This is a genomic window from Catellatospora tritici (assembly GCF_019083965.1).
Taxonomy (GTDB): Bacteria; Actinomycetota; Actinomycetes; order Mycobacteriales; family Micromonosporaceae; genus Catellatospora; species Catellatospora tritici.
Map to the genome: position 1 here is coordinate 109,992 of NZ_JAHRCY010000020.1, position 17,085 is coordinate 127,076.

17 protein-coding genes are annotated in these 17,085 nt (G+C 71.6%); 3 read left to right on the forward strand and 14 right to left on the reverse strand.

What is annotated here, in order from left to right; all coding sequences use genetic code 11:
• The 7 genes from KUA19_RS33160 to KUA19_RS33190 form a co-directional block, all read right to left on the reverse strand.
• Positions 1-1,230, reverse strand: a complete 1,230-nt coding sequence (locus KUA19_RS33160) for a hypothetical protein (protein WP_217402473.1) — start codon at positions 1,228-1,230, stop codon at positions 1-3.
• Complete coding sequence (locus tag KUA19_RS33165) at positions 1,227-1,745, reverse strand: SigE family RNA polymerase sigma factor (RefSeq protein WP_217402475.1); 519 nt, start codon at positions 1,743-1,745, stop codon at positions 1,227-1,229. Before KUA19_RS33165 ends, KUA19_RS33160 begins: the two co-directional genes overlap by 4 nt.
• 97 nt (positions 1,746-1,842) lie before the next feature.
• A complete protein-coding gene (locus KUA19_RS33170) occupies positions 1,843-3,396 on the reverse strand; it encodes a long-chain-fatty-acid--CoA ligase (RefSeq protein WP_217402477.1) in 1,554 nt (517 codons plus the stop codon).
• The gene (locus KUA19_RS33175; protein ID WP_217402479.1) at positions 3,393-3,860 is read right to left on the reverse strand and encodes a MaoC family dehydratase; all 468 of its coding nucleotides are present in this window, start codon (positions 3,858-3,860) and stop codon (positions 3,393-3,395) included. Before KUA19_RS33175 ends, KUA19_RS33170 begins: the two co-directional genes overlap by 4 nt.
• Positions 3,857-5,029: an acyl-CoA dehydrogenase family protein gene (locus KUA19_RS33180; protein WP_217402481.1), complete on the reverse strand. Its 1,173-nt coding sequence runs from the start codon at positions 5,027-5,029 to the stop codon at positions 3,857-3,859. Before KUA19_RS33180 ends, KUA19_RS33175 begins: the two co-directional genes overlap by 4 nt.
• Before the next feature lie 17 nt (positions 5,030-5,046).
• A complete protein-coding gene (gene fabG, locus KUA19_RS33185; RefSeq protein ID WP_217402483.1) occupies positions 5,047-5,799 on the reverse strand; it encodes a 3-oxoacyl-ACP reductase FabG in 753 nt (250 codons plus the stop codon).
• A 97-nt stretch (positions 5,800-5,896) separates the two neighbouring features.
• Entirely contained in the window at positions 5,897-7,048 is a 1,152-nt protein-coding gene (locus tag KUA19_RS33190) for an acyl-CoA dehydrogenase family protein (protein WP_217402491.1), read from the reverse strand.
• Positions 7,049-7,160: 112 nt separating this feature from the next.
• Between KUA19_RS33190 and KUA19_RS33195 the strand changes: the two genes are divergently transcribed.
• The 3 genes from KUA19_RS33195 (at position 7,161) to KUA19_RS33205 (ending at position 10,445) form a co-directional block, all read left to right on the forward strand.
• On the forward strand, positions 7,161-7,847 hold the full coding sequence (locus tag KUA19_RS33195; RefSeq protein ID WP_217402493.1) for a TetR/AcrR family transcriptional regulator: 687 nt from the start codon (positions 7,161-7,163) through the stop codon (positions 7,845-7,847).
• Between the two features lie 61 nt (positions 7,848-7,908).
• On the forward strand, positions 7,909-9,369 hold the full coding sequence (locus tag KUA19_RS33200) for an aldehyde dehydrogenase family protein (protein ID WP_217402495.1): 1,461 nt from the start codon (positions 7,909-7,911) through the stop codon (positions 9,367-9,369).
• A complete protein-coding gene (locus KUA19_RS33205; RefSeq protein WP_217402497.1) occupies positions 9,366-10,445 on the forward strand; it encodes a zinc-binding dehydrogenase in 1,080 nt (359 codons plus the stop codon). The genes KUA19_RS33200 and KUA19_RS33205 overlap by 4 nt, the downstream gene beginning before the upstream one ends.
• Positions 10,446-10,519: 74 nt before the next feature.
• On the opposite strand, the gene KUA19_RS33210 is transcribed toward KUA19_RS33205, so the two are convergent.
• Genes KUA19_RS33210 through KUA19_RS33240 form a run of 7 tightly spaced genes read right to left on the reverse strand, consistent with a single transcriptional unit; the run spans position 10,520 to position 17,085 of the window.
• On the reverse strand, positions 10,520-11,842 hold the full coding sequence (locus KUA19_RS33210; protein WP_217402505.1) for an MFS transporter: 1,323 nt from the start codon (positions 11,840-11,842) through the stop codon (positions 10,520-10,522).
• Positions 11,839-13,197, reverse strand: coding sequence for a circularly permuted type 2 ATP-grasp protein (locus tag KUA19_RS33215; protein WP_217402507.1), 1,359 nt, complete (start codon positions 13,195-13,197; stop codon positions 11,839-11,841). Before KUA19_RS33215 ends, KUA19_RS33210 begins: the two co-directional genes overlap by 4 nt.
• A 31-nt stretch (positions 13,198-13,228) precedes the next feature.
• Positions 13,229-13,693: a YbaK/EbsC family protein gene (locus tag KUA19_RS33220; protein WP_217402509.1), complete on the reverse strand. Its 465-nt coding sequence runs from the start codon at positions 13,691-13,693 to the stop codon at positions 13,229-13,231.
• 58 nt (positions 13,694-13,751) lie between these two features.
• Complete coding sequence (locus KUA19_RS33225; protein ID WP_217402510.1) at positions 13,752-14,477, reverse strand: ABC transporter ATP-binding protein; 726 nt, start codon at positions 14,475-14,477, stop codon at positions 13,752-13,754.
• Entirely contained in the window at positions 14,470-15,255 is a 786-nt protein-coding gene (locus tag KUA19_RS33230) for an ABC transporter ATP-binding protein (protein ID WP_254550473.1), read from the reverse strand. Before KUA19_RS33230 ends, KUA19_RS33225 begins: the two co-directional genes overlap by 8 nt.
• A complete protein-coding gene (locus KUA19_RS33235) occupies positions 15,248-16,192 on the reverse strand; it encodes a branched-chain amino acid ABC transporter permease (RefSeq protein ID WP_254550474.1) in 945 nt (314 codons plus the stop codon). The genes KUA19_RS33230 and KUA19_RS33235 overlap by 8 nt, the downstream gene beginning before the upstream one ends.
• A complete protein-coding gene (locus KUA19_RS33240) occupies positions 16,192-17,085 on the reverse strand; it encodes a branched-chain amino acid ABC transporter permease (RefSeq protein WP_217402514.1) in 894 nt (297 codons plus the stop codon). The genes KUA19_RS33235 and KUA19_RS33240 overlap by 1 nt, the downstream gene beginning before the upstream one ends.

Below are 17,085 nucleotides of genomic sequence, written 5' to 3' on the forward strand. Positions count from 1 at the left end.
TCACCGGCACCGCCACCGCACCGCGACCACGAGCACCCCGTCGCCCGGCATCGCCTGGTAACCGCCGACAGTTCGCCCGTCCGCGCTGATGCTCCGGAAGTCAGGCCGGTCGTACGGGTCGTCCCGCGCGCCGGGCAGGTCCGGCAGCGGCACCGTGCCCGACGGCGACACCAGCACGTTGTTGCCGAAGCCATCGGAGCCCACCGCCCAGCCGTCGGCGCCGAGCAGGCCGCCGCCATGGGGCATGCGCTGCAGCTGGAGCTGCGATGTGCGCCGCTCCCACCGGGCCAGCCGGATCACCCCGTCCGCGCCCGCACCGGCGTAGACCAGCGCCGTGACGAAGTCGTCCCCGAGCTGTGGATCGCCGATCCTGGCCACCGGCCTGTCGGCGATCTCGTCCGGCAACTCCAGCACCCGCTCCGTGCCGTCGGGCAGCAGCAAGACCGGTTGGTCAGGCAGGGTGGACACCTCCCCGTTCCGCTCCGTCACCGGTCCGGCGATGGAGTTGCGCAGCACCCCCACGATCGTTCCGTCCTCAGCGAGCCCGGTGACGTCCAGGGGCACCCCGCTGATCGAGGTCAGCCGCTGCGGGGCGGCGTAGGGCGGTCGCCAGACGACGGCGTGGCCGCCGGAGGCGCCCACGATGACTCCCGCGGTGTTGACCGCGGTGATGACCGGGTCCTGCCCCACCAGCCGGGTCATCCGGCCGTCCCGGTACAGCCAGGCCGCCTTGGTGTCGCCCTGGAAGGCGGTGATCACGCCGGTGCCGTCGGTGGCGATCGCGTCGAACCTCGCGTCCGCGCCCGGCTCGCGGATCGCGCGCACCCTGCCGTCGTCCCAGATCAGCAGACGCGGGCGGCCGTCACCCGGATACGCCCGCCCGGCGAGCAACCGGCCGGTCGGATCGCCCGCCGTGAGCACGCTCTTGGCTGGATAGCCCTCGGGCATGGGCAGTTGCTCCGGCTCGCACGTGTTCAGCACCGGCTTCGGTGCGGGCGAGGAGGTGGCCGAGGCCGACGGTGTCGGCGTGGCCGGGTCGGGCTTCGGGTTCACCCCCAGGTGCACCGTCAGCAGTACCGCGACGGCGGCGACGGCCGCCGCGCCGGCGCTCGACCCGGCGACGCGACGCCGCAGCGTACGCTGCCGCCGTCGGGCCCGGATCCCGTCCAACACCTCGTAGCGGGGCGCCTCGGCCGCGATGCCGCCGAGCAGTTCCCTCAGCTCGCTCATGCCCACGCCTCCCGTGCCCGGCCGACCAGCACACGCAGCTCCGGCGCCACCTCGCGCAGGCGGGCCAGCGCCGCCGAAGACTGACTCTTGACCGTGCCGATCGAGACCCCGAGCGCCTCGGCGGCGTCGGCTTCGGACAGGTCCTCGAAGTAGCGCAGCACGATGACAGCGCGCTGCTTGCGGGTCAACTTCGCCAGCGCCTGGCGCAGCAGCAGCCTGCGGACGGTGTCGGCGGCGTGGTCTCGCACCGCTCCGGGCTCGGGCAGGGTGTCGGTGCTGCGCTCGCGGCGCAGGTGGTGGCTGCGCCGCCAGATCGAGACGTGCTCGTGGTACATGATCTTCCGCAGGTACGCGTCGGGGGTCTCCACCCTCACCCTGCGCCACTGCAGAGACAGTTTGAACAGGGCGTTCTGCAGCAGGTCCTCGGCCGCGTGATGGTCGCCCGTCAGCAGGAACGCCACCCGTGACCACCGGGCGAGCCCCGCGTGAACGAACTCCTCGAACTCCTCGTCCACTCCCGCCTCCCTTCGCCGATCGTCCGGTTGCCGCTCCCTAGACGACAGCCCCCGCCCCGATGGTTGGGGCGGGGGCCGAGTCTTCCGTATGACGGGGTCAGGCGGTGCCGGTCTCCGCGGCGACGATGCGGCGCAGCTCGCGCTTGAGCACCTTGAGGCTGGGCCCCATGGGCAGTTCGGCGACGAACCGGAACCGGCGCGGGTACTTGTGTCGCCCCAGCCGCTCGCGGGACCACTCGGTCAGCTCGGCCTCGGTCGGCGCGGTCTGCGCCGGGTCGAGCACGAGCACCGCGCAGATCTCCTCGCCGTGCAGCTCGTCGGGCACGCCGATCACCGACACCTGCGCGATGGCCGGGTGCCGGGCCAGCACCTCCTCGACCTCGCGCGGGTACACGTTGAAGCCGCCCCGGATGATCAGGTCCTTCTTGCGGTCGACGATGGTGATGAACCCCTCGGCGTCCTTGGTGCCCAGGTCACCGGTGCGGAACCAGCCATCGACGACGGCCTGCGCGGTGGCCTCGGGCCGGTTGAGGTAGCCCGCGAACACGTTGTGCCCCCGGATCACGATCTCGCCGAGCTCGCAGTCGGGCAGCAGTTCGACGCGGTCGTCCACGTCGGCGCGGGCGATCTCGGTCTCGACGCCCCAGACGGTGTGGCCGACGGTGCCGGGGCGCACGCCGAAGTGCGGCTGGTTGGTGGTGGCGGTGGGCGAGGTCTCCGACAGGCCGTAGCCCTCGTACACGGTGGTGTCGAAGGCGGCGCTGAACCGTTCGAGCGCCGCGACCGGCAGCGACGCGCCGCCGGAGATGCACAGGCGCAGCTTGGGCAGGTCGTCGCGGCCGGCGGCGGCTTCGAGCAGCCCCAGATACATCGTCGGTACGCCGTGGAAGACGTCCACCTTCTCCCGCAGCATCAGGTCGATCGCCGCCGCGCCGGTGAACCGGGCCAGCAGCACCAGCGTGGCCCCGAGCCGGAACGCGCCGTTCATGCCGACGGTCTGCCCGAACGTGTGGAACAGCGGCAGGCAGCCGAGCACCACGTCGGTGGGGCGGGCGTCATTGCAGTCGAACACGTTGACCACGGTGTTCATCACCAGGTTGAGGTGCGTCAGCACCGCGCCCTTGGGCTCGCCCGTGGTCCCGCTGGTGTAGAGGATCACCGCCGGGTCGGTCGGCCCGGTCGACTCGTATGACCGCAGCGGCGGCACGCCCGCGCTGAGGTCCTCCAGCCGGGGCGGCACCGCGCCCCCGTCGGGCCGGGGTCCGACGCTGACCAGCGGGACGCCCGCCTCGGCGGCGGCCGGGGCACCGAGCGGCAGCAGCGCGCTGTGGCATACCAGCACCTTCGCCCCGCTGTCGCGCAGCACGTACGCCGCCTCCGGCGCGGTGAGCAGCAGGTGTACCGGCACCACCACGGCACCGGCGGCCAGCGCCCCGTAGTAGGCGCGCGGGAACTCGATCGTGTTCGGCGCGATCAGGGCCACCACGTCGCCCTTGCGTACGCCCAGTTCGCGCAGGGCCGCCGCGTACGACAGGGCCTGCTGCCACAGGTCGGTGTAGCTGACCCGCAGGTCGCCGTCGACGACGGCGGTCTTGTCGCGGTGTCGCCGCGCGCCCTCGGCCAGGACGGCGGCCAAAGACAGGCTGCTCACGGCTGCTCCTCGGGGTAGTACACGCGGCTGACGGTCTCGGCGACGCAGGCGGGCTTGTCGCTGTCGTCGGTGCGTACGGTGGCCTGGGCGACCAGCTGCACCCCGCCGGGCACCGGCTCGACCGACACGATCTGCACGGTGAGCCGCACCTTCGCGCCGACCCGCACCGGCGCGGCGAACCGCACCCGGTTGAGCCCGTAGTTGACGCCCATGCTGGCGCCGTCGAACCGGTACAGGTCCCGCACCAGCAGCGGCAGCAGCGACAGGGTCAGGTACCCGTGCGCGACCGTGCCGCCGAACGGGCCCGCCGCCGCCCGCTCCGGGTCGGTGTGGATCCACTGGTCGTCGCCGGTGGCGTCGGCGAACGCGTCGACGCGGCCCTGCTCGATCTGGTGCCACGGGCCGGGGCCGATGACCTGGCCGACGGCGGCGGCCAGTTCCTGCGGGGAGTGGAAGACTCTCATGCCAGGTGACCTCCGATCTTGGTGTACCCGCGCAGCAGGTCGCGGGCGATGATGAGCCGCTGCATCTCGTCGGTGCCCTCGTAGATGCGCAGCAGGCGCACCTGGCGGTACCAGCGCTCGACGGGCAGCTCGCGGGTGTAGCCCATCCCCCCGTGGATCTGCATGACGCTGTCGACCAGCTTGTTGATCATCGCGGCGCCGTAGAGCTTCGCCATCGACGACGCGTGCCGGGGGTCCAGGCCCTGGTCGACGGTCCAGGCCGCCCGCAGGATCAGCCAGCGCGCCGCCTCCAGCTCGGTCTCGGCGTCGGCGAGCATCCACTGGATCGCCTGGTTCTCGCCGATCTTCTTCCCGAACGTCTCGCGGGTGTTGGCGTAGTCGACCGCCATCCGCAGCGCGCGCTCGCCGATGCCGACCGCGTGCGAGGGGATGATGTAGCGGCCCTTGCCGATCCACTTCATGCCCAGCTCGAAGCCCTGGCCGACCTCGCCGAGGATGTTGCGGTGCGGCACCCGCACGTCCGCGAAGACCAGCGAGGCCGGGCCGCCCTCACCCATGGTGGCGATGAACTCCGAGCGCCAGCCCATGGCCCGGTCCACCAGGAACGCCGTGGTGCCGCCGCCGCGTACCCCCTTGTCCCGGTCCGTCACCGCGACCACGATGGCGAAGTCGGCGTCGTTGCCGTTGGTGATGAACGTCTTCTCGCCGTTGAGCACCCAGTCCTCGCCGTCGCGACGCGCGCTCAGCTTGATGTTCGCCGCGTCCGACCCGGCACCGGGTTCGGTGATCGCGAAACAGGAGATCCGTTGCCCCTCGATCGTCGGGACGAGGAACTCCTCCCGCTGTGCCGCGTCGGCGTGAAACAGGATGTTGTCGGCCTCGCCGCCGAACCGGAACGGCACCAGGGTGTGCCCGATCTCGGTCCAGACCAGTGACTGGAGCACGGCGGGCAGGTCCATCCCGCCGTACTCGGCGGGGGTGGCCAGGCCCCAGAAGCCGAACGCGCGCGCCTTGGCCTGCAACTCGCGCAGCTCGTCGCGGCGCAGGCCGGGCTCATGCGCCCGTTCGCGGCGCAGCAGCTCCGCCTCCAGCGGCACGACCTCCTTGCGGATGAACGCGCGCGCCGTGTCACGGATGGCGCGCTCCTCGTCGGTGAGGGAGAAGTCCACGGTGGTCCTTTCGGGGGTTAGCGGGCGCCGCCGTTGACGTACAGGGTCTGGCCGGTGACGAAGGACGAGTCGTCGCTGCTCAGGAACGCGACCACGGAGGCGATCTCCTCGGGCTGGGCGACCCGGCGCAGCGGGGTGTGCTCCGAGGCCCACGCCTGGTGCGCCTCCGGCGTCGAGCCGACGCGCTGGGCGGTGGCGGCGGTCATCGCGGTGGCGACGTACCCGGGGGCGACGGCGTTGACGGTGACGTTGTACGGGCCCAGCTCGATGGCGAGCGTGGCGGTGAGGCCCTGCACCCCGGCCTTGGCGGCGGCATAGTTGACCTGGCCCCGGTTGCCCAGCGCGGACCGGCTGCTCAGGTTGACGATCTTGCCGTACTTCGCCGCCACCATGTGCTGCTGCGCCGCCTGGCAGCACAGGAACATGCTGGTCAGGTTGGTCTGCAGCACCGCGTTCCAGTCCGTGTAGCTCATCTTGAACAGCAGGTCGTCCCGCGTGATCCCGGCATTGTTCACCAGGATGTCCAGGCGCCCGAAGGTCTCCACGACCCGCTCGGTCATCGCCCGCACCGCCGCCTCGTCGGTGACGTCACACGCGACCCCGATCGCCCCCGCCCCGATCTCGGCCGCCGTCGCCTCGGCCCGCTCCCCGCTCAGATCCACCACGGCGACCTTGGCCCCCTCGGCGGCCAGCCGCCGGGCCGTGGCCGCCCCGATGCCCTGCGCGGCGCCGGTTACCACGGCCACCCGTCCACTGAAGCGTGCGTTCATTGCTCTCGTTCCTCCCAGCTAGGGGTTGGCTCCGCCGGTAAGGAAGGGCACCTTCTTATCGGAATACGTGGTAGAAGGGGCCCTTCTTAACCTCGGGTCAGGTGAAGGCGTTCACGCCCGTGAGGGCGCGGCCGATGAGGAGTTGCTGGATCTGGCTGGTGCCCTCGTAGAGGGTGGTGACGCGGGCGTCGCGCAGGTACTTGCCTACCGGGTACTCGTCGATGTAGCCGTACCCGCCGAACACCTGCAGGGCGTCGTTGGCGCAGCGCACTGCGGCCTCGCTGGCGTACAGCTTGGCCATCGACGCCTGGGTGGCGAACGGTTCGTGTCGGTCGACCAGGTCGGCGACCTGCCAGACCAGCAGCCGGGCGGCGGCGGTGTCGACCGCGATCCGGGCGAGCAGCTGCTGCACCAGCTGGAAGCCCGCGATGGGGCGGCCGAACTGGGTCCGCTGCTTCGCGTAGCCCACCGCCGCGTCCAGGCAGCCCTGGGCGATGCCGACGCAGCCCGCGGCCACCGACATCCGGCCCTTGTCCAGGGTCGACATGGCGATGCGGAAGCCCTGGCCGACCTCGCCCAAGCGGGCGCTGTCGGGGATCCGTACCCCGTCGAAGACCAGCTCGGCCGTGGGCTGCCCGCGCAGGCCGAGTTTGCCGTGGATCTCGCGCCGGGTCAGGCCCGGCGCGTCGGTCGGCACCAGGAACGCGGTCACGCCGCGCGGTCCCGGCTCCCCGGTACGCGCGCACAACAGCACCACGTCGGCCCAGGTCCCGTTGGTGATGAACAGCTTCGAACCGTGCACGGTCCAGCCGTCACCGTCGCGGACCGCCCGGGTGGCCAGCGACCCGGCGTCCGAGCCGGTGCCGGGCTCGGTCAACCCGAAGCAGCCGAGCAGGTCACCCGCGCACAGGCCGGGCAGCCAGCGTTCCTGCTGCTCGGGGGTGCCGTACGCGGCGATCGGCTTGGCGACCAGGCCGAGGGATACCGAGACCAGCCCGCGCACTGACGAGTCGCCCCGGCCCAACTCCTCCAACACCAGGCAGTACGCCAGGTGGTCCCCCCCGCTGCCGCCCAGCTCCTCCGGGATGGTCAGCCCGAGGAAACCCAGCTCACCGAGGCGCTTGACCACGCCCCGGTCGACGCTCTCGGCCCGGTCCCAGGCCGCGGCGTGCGGGACGACCTCGCGGTCGACCCAGTCGGCGGCCAGGCGGCGCAGTGCGGCGTGTTCGGCCGCCAGTGTCAGGTCCACGGGAATAAAACTAACGCTGGAAGTTTTAATTCGTCCAGACCCCGATATGGGAGAGTTGTTCTCCCGCCCGGACCACCACCCCGGACCACCGCTTCCGACCAGGAGGACAGCCATGCCCCGCCCGAGTCAGGCGCTGCTGAGCCGCCAGCGCATCGTCGAGACGGCCGCCCGGCTGATCGACGCCGACGGGCTGGAGACGTTCTCCACCCGGCGCCTGGCCGCCGAGCTGGGCGTACGCGGGCCGTCGCTGTACAACCACTTCGCCAACAAGGACGAGATCCTGGACGCGGTCGCCGACGCGGTGATCGCCGAGGTGGACGTCTCCGTCTTCGGCACCCACGGCTGGCGCGAGGCGCTGCTGGGCTGGGGCACGTCCTACCGCGACGCGCTCGCGGCGCACCCGAACATCGTCCCGTACCTGGCCCAGGGCCCGGGACGGCGCCCGGCCGCGCTGGCCATGGCCGACGCGGTCTACGGCGGCCTGGTCAAGGCGGGCTGGCCGCCCGCGCGGGCCACCCACATCGGCGCCGTGATGCGCTACCTGGTCGCGGGCTCGGCGCTGGGCTCGTTCGCGCGCGGCTTCGTCGAGGATCCCGAACTGTACGCGGCCCACTACCCGCACCTCAGCCAGGCCCACCGCCTGGCCGGGCACCAGCGCAGCGTGGACGAGGGCGCGTTCCGGCTGGGCCTGCGGGCGCTCATCACCGGCCTGGCCGCCGAGTACGAGGCCACCATCGGCCCCCTCCCGCCTCTGGAGCCGGGCGCCGACTCGTATTACAGTCGAAACTTGCAGCGCTAGTTTTCGCGGCCCGCCCCCTCCCCCGCACGTGTGCGGCAGGCCGCTCGACGGGAGGAACAGCATGGATCTCGACACCGCGGTCGCGCATCCCGGACGGGCCACCCCGATCGCCGACCGCACTGAGCTCTACCTCGACGGGCAGTGGGTCGCCCCGCACGGCACCGGCCGCATCGCCGTCGTCGACCCCACCACCGAGCAGGTCATCGCACACGTCCCCGCGGGCGACGCGGTCGACGTGGACCGGGCCGTGGCCGCCGCGAAGACGGCGTTCCCGGCCTGGTCCGGGCTGGCGCCCGCCGACCGGGCCGCGCACCTCGACCGGCTGCACGCCGCGCTCAGCACCCGCGCCGCCGACATCGCCACCACCGTGGCCCGCGAGCTCGGCACCCCGCTGCGGGTCGCCACCCGGGTCCAGGCCGGACTGCCGCTGACCGTGCTGCGCAGCTATGTGGAACTGGCCGCCGCGCCGCCCGCCCCGCACACCGTCGGCAACTCGCTGATCGTGTCCGAACCGGTCGGCGTGGTCGGGGCGATCACGCCGTGGAACTACCCGCTGCACCAGATCATGGCCAAGGTGGCCGGGGCGCTCGCGGCGGGCTGCACGGTGGTGCTCAAACCCGCCGACCTGACCCCGCTGGTGGCGTACCTGCTGTTCGACGCGGTACACGAGGCGCAGCTGCCGCCCGGGGTGGTGAACCTGGTCAGCGGCCCCGGGTCGACCGTGGGCAGTGCCATCGCCGCCCACCCGGACGTGGACCTGGTGTCGTTCACCGGCTCCACCGCCACCGGCGCCCGGATCAGCCACCTGGCCGCCGACCGGATCGCCCGGGTCGCCCTGGAGCTGGGCGGCAAGTCCGCCAACGTGATCCTGGAGGACGCCGACCTGCCCCGCGCGGTCAAGACCGGCGTGGCCAACGCGTTCCTCAACTCCGGCCAGACCTGCACCGCCTGGACCCGCATGCTGGTCCACCGCTCCCGCTACGAGGAGGCACTGTCCCTGGCCGCCGCGGCCGCGAACGGGCAGACCCTCGGCGACCCGCTCGACGAGGGCACCCGGCTCGGTCCGCTGTCCAGCGCCGCGCAGCGCGAGACCGTACGCGACTACATCAGAAAGGGGCTGGCCGACGGGGCGCGGCTGGTCGCGGGCGGGCTGGACGCGCCAGTGCCGTCGACCGGCTACTTCGTCGCGCCGACCGTGCTGGCCGAGGTGGACCCCGACAGCACCGTCGCCCAGGAGGAGATCTTCGGGCCGGTGCTGGTGGTGCTGCCGTTCGACGACGACGAGCAGGCCGTGGCCATCGCCAACAACTCCCGCTACGGCCTGGCCGGAGCGGTCTGGTCAGGCGACGAGGACCGCGCGCTGGCCGTCGCCCGGCGGATGCGCACCGGCGCCGTGGACGTCAACGGGGCCGCGTTCAACCCGCTCGCGCCGTTCGGCGGGTACAAGCAGTCCGGCATCGGCCGCGAGCTGGGCGCCCACGGGCTGGCCGAGTTCCTCGAGACGAAGGCGATTCAGCGATGAGCCGCGTACGTGCCCTGCTGTGCCGCGAACCGAACGCGGCCCTGGAGATCGCCGAGATTGAGCTGCCCGCGCCGGGACCGGGCGAGGTGCGGGTGCGCATCGCCGCCGCCGGGGTGTGCCACTCCGACCTGTCCATGGTCAACGGAACGCTGGCCGCGCCGTACCCCCTGGTCCTGGGTCATGAAGCGGCCGGCGTCGTGCTCGAGGCCGGACCCGGCGCGCGGGTCGGGGTCGGCGCGCACGTCGTGCTCGACTGGGCGCCGCCGTGCCGGACCTGCTGGTTCTGCACCCACGAGCAGCCGTGGTTGTGCGAGACGGGCGGCGTTCCGGCCGCCCAGCGCGGCACCGTCGACGGGCAGCCGCTGCACGTCACGCTCGGGCTGGGCGCGCTGGCCGAAGAGGTCGTCGCGCCGGACTCCGCCGTGATCGAGGTGCCCGCCGCGCTGCCGTTCGCCGACGCGGCGCTGCTCGGCTGCGCGGTGCTGACCGGGACCGGGGCGGTGCACCGCACCGCCGGCGTGCGTCCAGGCGAGTCGGTGCTGGTCATCGGGCTCGGCGGGGTCGGGCTGGCGGCGGTCATGGCGGCGCGCGCCGCCGGGGCCGATCCGGTCATCGCCGCCGACCTGTCCGAGGCCAAGCGGGAGCTGGCGCTGGCGGCGGGCGCGACCCACTTCCTGGTCTCGGGGGACGAACTGTCCTCGGGGGTACGGTCGTTGACCGGGCGGCGGGGCGCCGACCACGCGTTGGAGTGCGTGGGGCGGGCGGCCGCCATCCGGGCGGCGTGGCGGGCCACCCGGCGCGGCGGTCAGGTGACCGTGGTCGGCATGGGGGCCAAGGACGACCTGCTCACGCTCGGGGCGCTGGAGATCTTCCACAACGCGCGTACGCTGCGCGCCTCGGTGTACGGCTCGTCCGACCCCGACCGGGACGTACCGGCCCTGGCCGCGTCCGTCCTGGACGGCACCCTCGACCTGGCCCCGCTGGTGACCGACCGCATCACGCTGGAGCAGGCGCCCGCCGCCTTCACCCGCATGTCCCGCGGTGAGGGCGCCCGCTCCATCATCCAGTTCCCCTGATCCGCACGGCGGCGTGTTCCCCTGATCCGCACGGCGGCGTGTTCCCCTGATCCGCACGGCGGCGTGAGCAGGGCTCACCCGCCGGGCTGGTCGTCGTATCGGGCGGCGGCGGCGTACACCATTCCTGGTTCCACCGGAACCGGCTGGTCTGGTCGCGCTGCCGCATCGAGTGAACGGAGTCGGGGCACCTTCGAGAAAAGGATCCACAACGGTGCCGACAGGAACGCCCCGGCGATCACCACCAGCGCGACCCGCAGGCCGGCGGCGTCGGCGAGGAACCCGCCCGCCAGCGCCCCCACCGGCATCACCCCCCAGGCCACGAACCGGTAGCTGGCGTTCACCCGCCCGAGGGTCTCCTGCGGCGTCACGGCTTGGCGCAGGCTGACCATGTGCACATTGGCGATGCTGAGACCCGCTCCGCCGAGGAAGAACGAGACGATCATCAACCCGAGGCCGACCGGCCGCTGGTCGTGCACGACCGGTAGCAGTACGGGGGCCGCACCGCTCAGCAGGGTCGCCGCCAGGATCGCCGGGCCGTGTCCCCACCGGTGCGCGAGTCGGCCCGCCACGACGGCCCCACCGACCGAGCCCACCGCCCCACTGCCCATGACCAAACCCAGCAGGCTCGGCGTCATACCGAGTCGCTCGGTCGCGTAGGGCAGGAACACCGTCTGCTGGGCCAGCCAGCACATGTTGTACGTGGCCGCCTGGCCCAGGCAGGCGCGGAGCAGGTTGTTGGTGAAGGTCAGCCGCAGGCCGTCGCCTATGTCGCGCCAGAGGTTGCCGCGGTGCTCCCGCGCGACAGGCGGGGCCTCCGGGCGGCGGATGAGCAGCAGCGACCACAACGAGACCAGGTAGGACAGACCGTTGGCGACCAGCGCGATCGGCGCGGTCAGCAGGTCGACCAGGATTCCGGCCGCCCCCGGACCGGCGACCTGGGCCAGCGCCGCGCTGCCCTCCATCCGGCTGTTGGCGCGAACCAGTTCCGCCGGACCGACCAGCGAGGGCAGGTACGACTGGTAGGCGACGTCGAAGATCACCGAGCAGGCGCCGAGGACGAGCGCCGCCCCGTAGACGAGCTCCAGCCGGAGCTGGCCCGACCAGGCGAGCAGCGGCAGCGTGAGCAGCACACCGGCACGGATGACGTTGCTGCCGATCATCGCGTGTCTGCGGCGCACCCGATCGATCCACACCCCGACCAGCAGCGCCCCGGTGAACGGGATGAAGGTCATCGCGTTGAGCAACCCGACTTCGCGGACCGACGCGTGCAGGATCTCCAGCACGGTGAGCGGCAGGGCCAGCAGGGCAACCTGGGCCCCGATGAGAGAGACGCTCTCGCCGAACCAGAGCCTGCCGAAGTCGGCGCCTGCTCCGATCCGGGCCTGTGCGAGCCTCATGGCTGCCCGGCGTGGAAGACGCAGCCGAAGCGGGCTCCGCGGTCGACGCTGACGACGCCCGCGTCGTGGTCGGTGGTGCCCTTCACGTAGGCGCCCGCGTCTCCGGACGAGACTCCGACGAAGATCCCCCAGTTGAGGATGGCGTGGGTATAGCCGCCCGGTGCGGTCGGATCCACCACGCGTTCCCGCACGGGCACCACCCGTCGCTGAACGATGTACGACCCGTCGAGGGCCGCCTTGACCAGGTCGGCCCACTCCTGGTCGTCGACGGTCCAACCGGCGGTCACGCCGTGGCCGTCGTACGCGCAGTTCGGCTTGAGGATGAGTTCACGCCGGTTGGCCAGGACGTAGTCCACCAGGTCGACCTCTTCGCCACCGGCGCGAACCCGTTCCCGGCGGACCTGCCGGGTCCACGGCAGCATCCGCTCGACGAGCTCGAGTTCGTCGGGCTCGAACGCGCCGCGGTGCCGCTCATCGCTCAGCAGCGCCATGCACGCCTTGTTTCCGTAGAGCTCGATGTCGAACGGGGCGCACAGCCCCACCGCGCCGGTCTCGACCGCGGCGAGCAGCGGACGCAGGAGTTCCGTCGGCTGCGGACCCTCCAGCAGGTGGTCCAGCAGGTACATCCGGTAGATGACGTCCACGCGGCGCCCGGCGAGGTAGACGCCGCCCTGGCGGTATTCCAACTGTCCCATGTGGCACGCCTGCGCATCCACGCCCATCGCACCCATCAGCGAGGCCATCGTGTGCATCCGCTGCTCTTCGATGGGGAAGCTGGTCGGCCAGTCGGTCACCGCCACGAACGGGCGGGACGGGGCATCCTTCGGCAGGCTGGTGGCCAGCATCGTGTCGACCAGGCCGCGCAGGCTGTCGCCGTATCCGAGGAACTCCTCCGCCACGAACTCACGCAAGCGATCGTCGTGCAGCATCACCCGGTTGAGCAAGGTGCCGTGCCAGCCGCCGAGCCCGCTGGTGAGGTTGTACTCGAGCATCCGGAAGCCGGACTGCTCCTGGTAGAGGTCAGCTCGGCCGATGCGCACCGGATCGGCGGTCGCGGTCCGCAGGATCGCCTCGGCCTGCAGCGCCGGGGTGTCCGTCGCGTCGGCGAGCGCGCGTATGTTCCCGCCGAACAGGCGGTCCGGCAGCGAGCACATGAGCGTGAACATGGCGGCGAGATCGGCCCGGATCTGGGCGTGCTGCGCGGCGTCCAGGAAGAACGGCCGGTTGAAGTTGCGATCACTGCCGTAGGTCATGAAGTCGGGGAAGTCGGCGAACCTGACGGACGCGACCCGTCCGGCTCCCCGCGATTCATGGAGGAAGCGCTGCGTGATCCCGTTCTCCGCGATGGTGGCCATTGTCATCCTCTCCGGCGCCCCCGGGGGGACGTCATTCGATGTCGGCGACCTTGCCGCCGGTGATCCGTTCCAGTTCCCTGAGTGAGGTGCAGAACATCGTCATCTCGTCACCGGCGCCGGCCCACACCTGCTCGTAGCGGCCCAGCCAGGTGTCGACGACGGTGCGAATCGCCGCCGGGTGTCCGACCGGCGCGACGCCGCCGACCTCCTGACCCGTGGCCGCCAGCACGAACGCGGGGGTGGCCCGACGGATCCGCTGGGCGCCCAGCAGCGTGGCCACTTTGACGGTGTTCACGCGGTGTGCCCCGCTGGCCAGGATCAGCAGTGGTTCCCCGTCGGCATCGAAGACGAGGCTGTTGGCGATCGCGCCGACCGCACAGCCGAGCTGGGCGGCGGCCGCCGCGGCGGTGGGGACAGGCTCGGTGAAGGTGCGGATCTCTCCGGCCACGTTGAGTTCGCGCAGGGCGGCGGTGGTGCGGGCGACAGCGTCGGACATGTCAAAACCTCACTCTGGTGACGACCGATACGGTTCCTGACATGGTAAGGGTGACTTTTCATGCCAAACGAGTTGATTTTCTGGCACGTCCTAGGTAGGCCTTGACGACCGCTTCGTCGGACAGGAGGTCACGGGCCGATCCGGACGTCGTCGCCACACCGTTCTCGATGACCACACCCCAGTCGGCGATACGCAGGGCCGCTCGGGCGTTCTGCTCCACGAGCAGCACGGAGACACCCTCGGCACGGAGCCGGCCGATGATGCCCATGACCAGCTCGACCATGATGGGCGCCAGCCCCATCGACGGCTCGTCCAACAGCAGCAGCTTCGGACCGGCGACCATCGCCCGCCCGATGGCCAGCAGCTGCTGCTCGCCGCCGGAGAGGGTGCCGGCCGGCTGCGCGCGTCGTTCCCGCAGCCGCGGCAGCAGCTCGTAGACGTGCGCGATCCGCTCGGCCACCGTGTTTCGGGCGACCAGGTGCCCGCCGAGCTGGAGGTTCTCGTGGACGGTCATCGTGCTGAAGACCCGGCGTCCCTCCGGCACGTGCACGATGCCGGCCGCGACGATGTCCTTGGGGCGCGCCCGGGTGATGTCGAGTCCGTGCCAGCGGACGGTGCCGGCTGACGGCCGGACCAGCCCCGACACGGCGAGGAGGGTCGTGGTCTTACCGGCCCCGTTGCCGCCCAGCAGGGTGACGATCTCCCCTTCGCGGACGACCAGAGACAGGCCGGCGACCGCCCGTACTCCGTCGTAGCCGACTTCCAGGTCCGTGATCTCAAGCATCCGCCGCCCCGTCCGTCTCGTCCTCGTGCTCGCGGCCCAGGTAGGCCTCCACCACGACCGGATCCCGGCTGACGTCCTCGGGTTTGCCCTGCGCGATCACCTGGCCGAAGTTCAGCACCACGACCTGGTCGGAGATGTCCATCACCAGGGACATGTCGTGTTCGATGAGGAGCACGGCGATGCCCAGGTCGCGGATGCGCGAGATCAGATCGGCGAGGGTGCCCTTCTCGCTGTGGTTGAGCCCGGCGGCGGGCTCGTCCAGCAGCAGCAGGCGGGGTCGGCAGGCCAGCGCCCGAGCGATCTCGACCAGACGCCGGTTGCCATAGGACAGCGTGCCGGCCGCCCTGCTCCGATCCGCGTGCAGCCCGACGAAGTCCAGCCACCGCTCGGCCTCGGCGGTGCTCTCCCGTTCGGTACGCCCGAACCGGGGGGTGTGCAGCAGCGCGTCGAGCACACGCTGGCCGGTGCCGCGGTGGGTGCCGGCACGTACGTTCTCCAGCACGGACAGCTCGCCGAACAGGCGCAGGTGCTGGAACGTGCGGGCCACTCCCCGGGTCACGATCGCCGAGGGGCGCAGTCCGACCAGGTCGCGCCCGTCGAACCGGACGGCGCCCTGCTGCGGCCGCGCGAATCCCGTCACGCAGTTGAACAGTGCGGTCTTGCCGGCGCCGTTCGGGCCGACCATCGACCACACCTCGGCCGCGCCGATGGTGAGGGATACCCCGTCGAGGGCGTGCACCCCACCGAACGACAGGCGCACCCGGTCGATCTCAAGCATCGCGCCTCCCGAGGCCGACCCTGCCGGGCCAGACACCCTGCGGTCGGATGATCATGATCACGATCAGGAGCACCCCGAAGGCCGCGTACTGATAGTCGGCCACGTCCCGCAGCAGCTCCGGGCCGAGCGCGATGAACACCGCGCCGACCACCACCCCGCGCGACGCGCCCTGTCCGCCCAGCACCACCGCCACCAGCACGAGCACCGACTGCAGGAAGGTGAAGCTGGCCGGGGAGATCGCCGACAGCTGGGCCGCGAAGAGCACGCCCGCCAGGCCGCCCCAGACGGCCCCCGCCACGTACGCCGCCAGCTTGGTCCGGTACGTGTCGATGCCGCACGCCTCGGCCGCGTCCTCGTCCTCGCGGATGAACCGCCAGGCCCGACCGAGACGCGACGAGGCCAGGCGGGCGGCGCCGACGACGGCCACACAGACCAGGACGACGACCGCGTAGTAGAAGACCACCGGATCGCTCAGGTCCAGACCCCCCACCGCCAGCCCGGGGATGCCATAGATGCCCGACGGACCGCCGGTGATGTCGAGGTTTCCCGCGGTGACTCGGATGATCTCGCCGAACCCGAGGGTGACGATGGCCAGGTAGTCACTGCGCAGCCGCAGCGTCGGCAGGCCGATCAGGACCCCGGCGGCCGCGGTCACCAGCACCACGGCCGGCACCGTGGCCAGCAGCGGCAGGTGCAGCCGCGTGGACATGATGCCGGCCGTGTAGGCGCCCACGGCGAAGAACGCGGCGTAGCCCAGATCGAGCAGACCGCAGTATCCGACGACGATGTTCAGCCCGGTCGCGAGCATCACGAACACGGCGGCGCTGGTCATGATGGACATCGCGTACGGCGTGGCGATGACGAAGGGTGCCAGCAGCGCGGCGGCGAAAGCGAGCCAGCCCACCCAGCGGGCGTTGAGCATCGCGGGCAACGACATCAGGCACGCTCCGCGACCGGGGTTCCCCACAACCCGGTCGGCCGGATCGAGAGGAACAGGATCAGCACACCGAAGGTGAGGACGTCACGCCATTGTCCGCCCAGCACCGAGGTGCCCACCGACTCGACCAGGCCGAGCAGGATCCCGCCGGCCATGGTCCCGTAGATGTTGCCGATGCCGCCGATGACGGCGGCGGTGAACGCCTTGAGTCCGATGACGAACCCCATCAGGAAGTCGATCTTGCCGTAGTACGCTCCGGCCATGAACCCGGCCGCACCGGCCAGCGCCGACCCGATGAAGAACGTCTGTGACACCACGGCGTTCACGTCGATGCCCATGAGCGCGCTCGCCCGCGGATCGAGCGCGATGGCCCGCATCGCCCGCCCCCGCCTGGTCCGCGAGACCAGCACGTGCAGTGCACCCATCAGCGCCAGCGCAAACCCGATGAGCGCCAACTGCTCACCGGACAGGCGCACCTCAAGCACCTGGATCGCCGCCCGGTCGAAGCGCACCGGGTAGACCTGCGGATCAGCACCGGCCACGAGCCGGACGCCGTACTCCAGGGCGAATGAGGCTCCCACCGCCGTGATCAGCAGAGACAGCCGGGACGACCCGCGCAGCGGGCGATAGGCCAGTCGCTCCAGCGCCACGCCGAGCAGACCGGTGGCGAGCATCGTGGCCAGCAACGCGAGGATCAGCAGCGGAATGCCGACGCCACCGGCGCCCGCGCCCAGCGCGCTCAGCACGACGAAGCCCACGAACGCCCCGACCATGTAGAGATCGCCGTGGGCGAAGTTGAGCAGCCTGATGACGCCGTAGACCATCCCGTAGCCGAGCGCGACAAGCGCGTAGAAGGAGCCGACGAAGATCCCGTTCCAGAGCACCTGCAGCAT

Bases quoted from the DNA above. Each gene is read 5' to 3' on its own strand.
- KUA19_RS33160 (WP_217402473.1), bottom strand. From the start codon at position 1,230: ATGAGCGAGCTGAGGGAACTGCTCGGCGGCATCGCGGCCGAGGCGCCC.
- KUA19_RS33175 (WP_217402479.1), bottom strand. From the start codon at position 3,860: ATGAGAGTCTTCCACTCCCCGCAGGAACTGGCCGCCGCCGTCGGCCAG.
- fabG (WP_217402483.1), bottom strand. From the start codon at position 5,799: ATGAACGCACGCTTCAGTGGACGGGTGGCCGTGGTAACCGGCGCCGCG.
- KUA19_RS33195 (WP_217402493.1), top strand. From the start codon at position 7,161: ATGCCCCGCCCGAGTCAGGCGCTGCTGAGCCGCCAGCGCATCGTCGAG.
- KUA19_RS33200 (WP_217402495.1), top strand. From the start codon at position 7,909: ATGGATCTCGACACCGCGGTCGCGCATCCCGGACGGGCCACCCCGATC.
- KUA19_RS33205 (WP_217402497.1), top strand. From the start codon at position 9,366: ATGAGCCGCGTACGTGCCCTGCTGTGCCGCGAACCGAACGCGGCCCTG.
- KUA19_RS33210 (WP_217402505.1), bottom strand. From the start codon at position 11,842: ATGAGGCTCGCACAGGCCCGGATCGGAGCAGGCGCCGACTTCGGCAGG.
- KUA19_RS33215 (WP_217402507.1), bottom strand. From the start codon at position 13,197: ATGGCCACCATCGCGGAGAACGGGATCACGCAGCGCTTCCTCCATGAA.
- KUA19_RS33220 (WP_217402509.1), bottom strand. From the start codon at position 13,693: ATGTCCGACGCTGTCGCCCGCACCACCGCCGCCCTGCGCGAACTCAAC.
- KUA19_RS33225 (WP_217402510.1), bottom strand. From the start codon at position 14,477: ATGCTTGAGATCACGGACCTGGAAGTCGGCTACGACGGAGTACGGGCG.
- KUA19_RS33230 (WP_254550473.1), bottom strand. From the start codon at position 15,255: ATGCTTGAGATCGACCGGGTGCGCCTGTCGTTCGGTGGGGTGCACGCC.
- KUA19_RS33235 (WP_254550474.1), bottom strand. From the start codon at position 16,192: ATGTCGTTGCCCGCGATGCTCAACGCCCGCTGGGTGGGCTGGCTCGCT.
- KUA19_RS33240 (WP_217402514.1), bottom strand. From the start codon at position 17,085: ATGCTGCAGGTGCTCTGGAACGGGATCTTCGTCGGCTCCTTCTACGCG.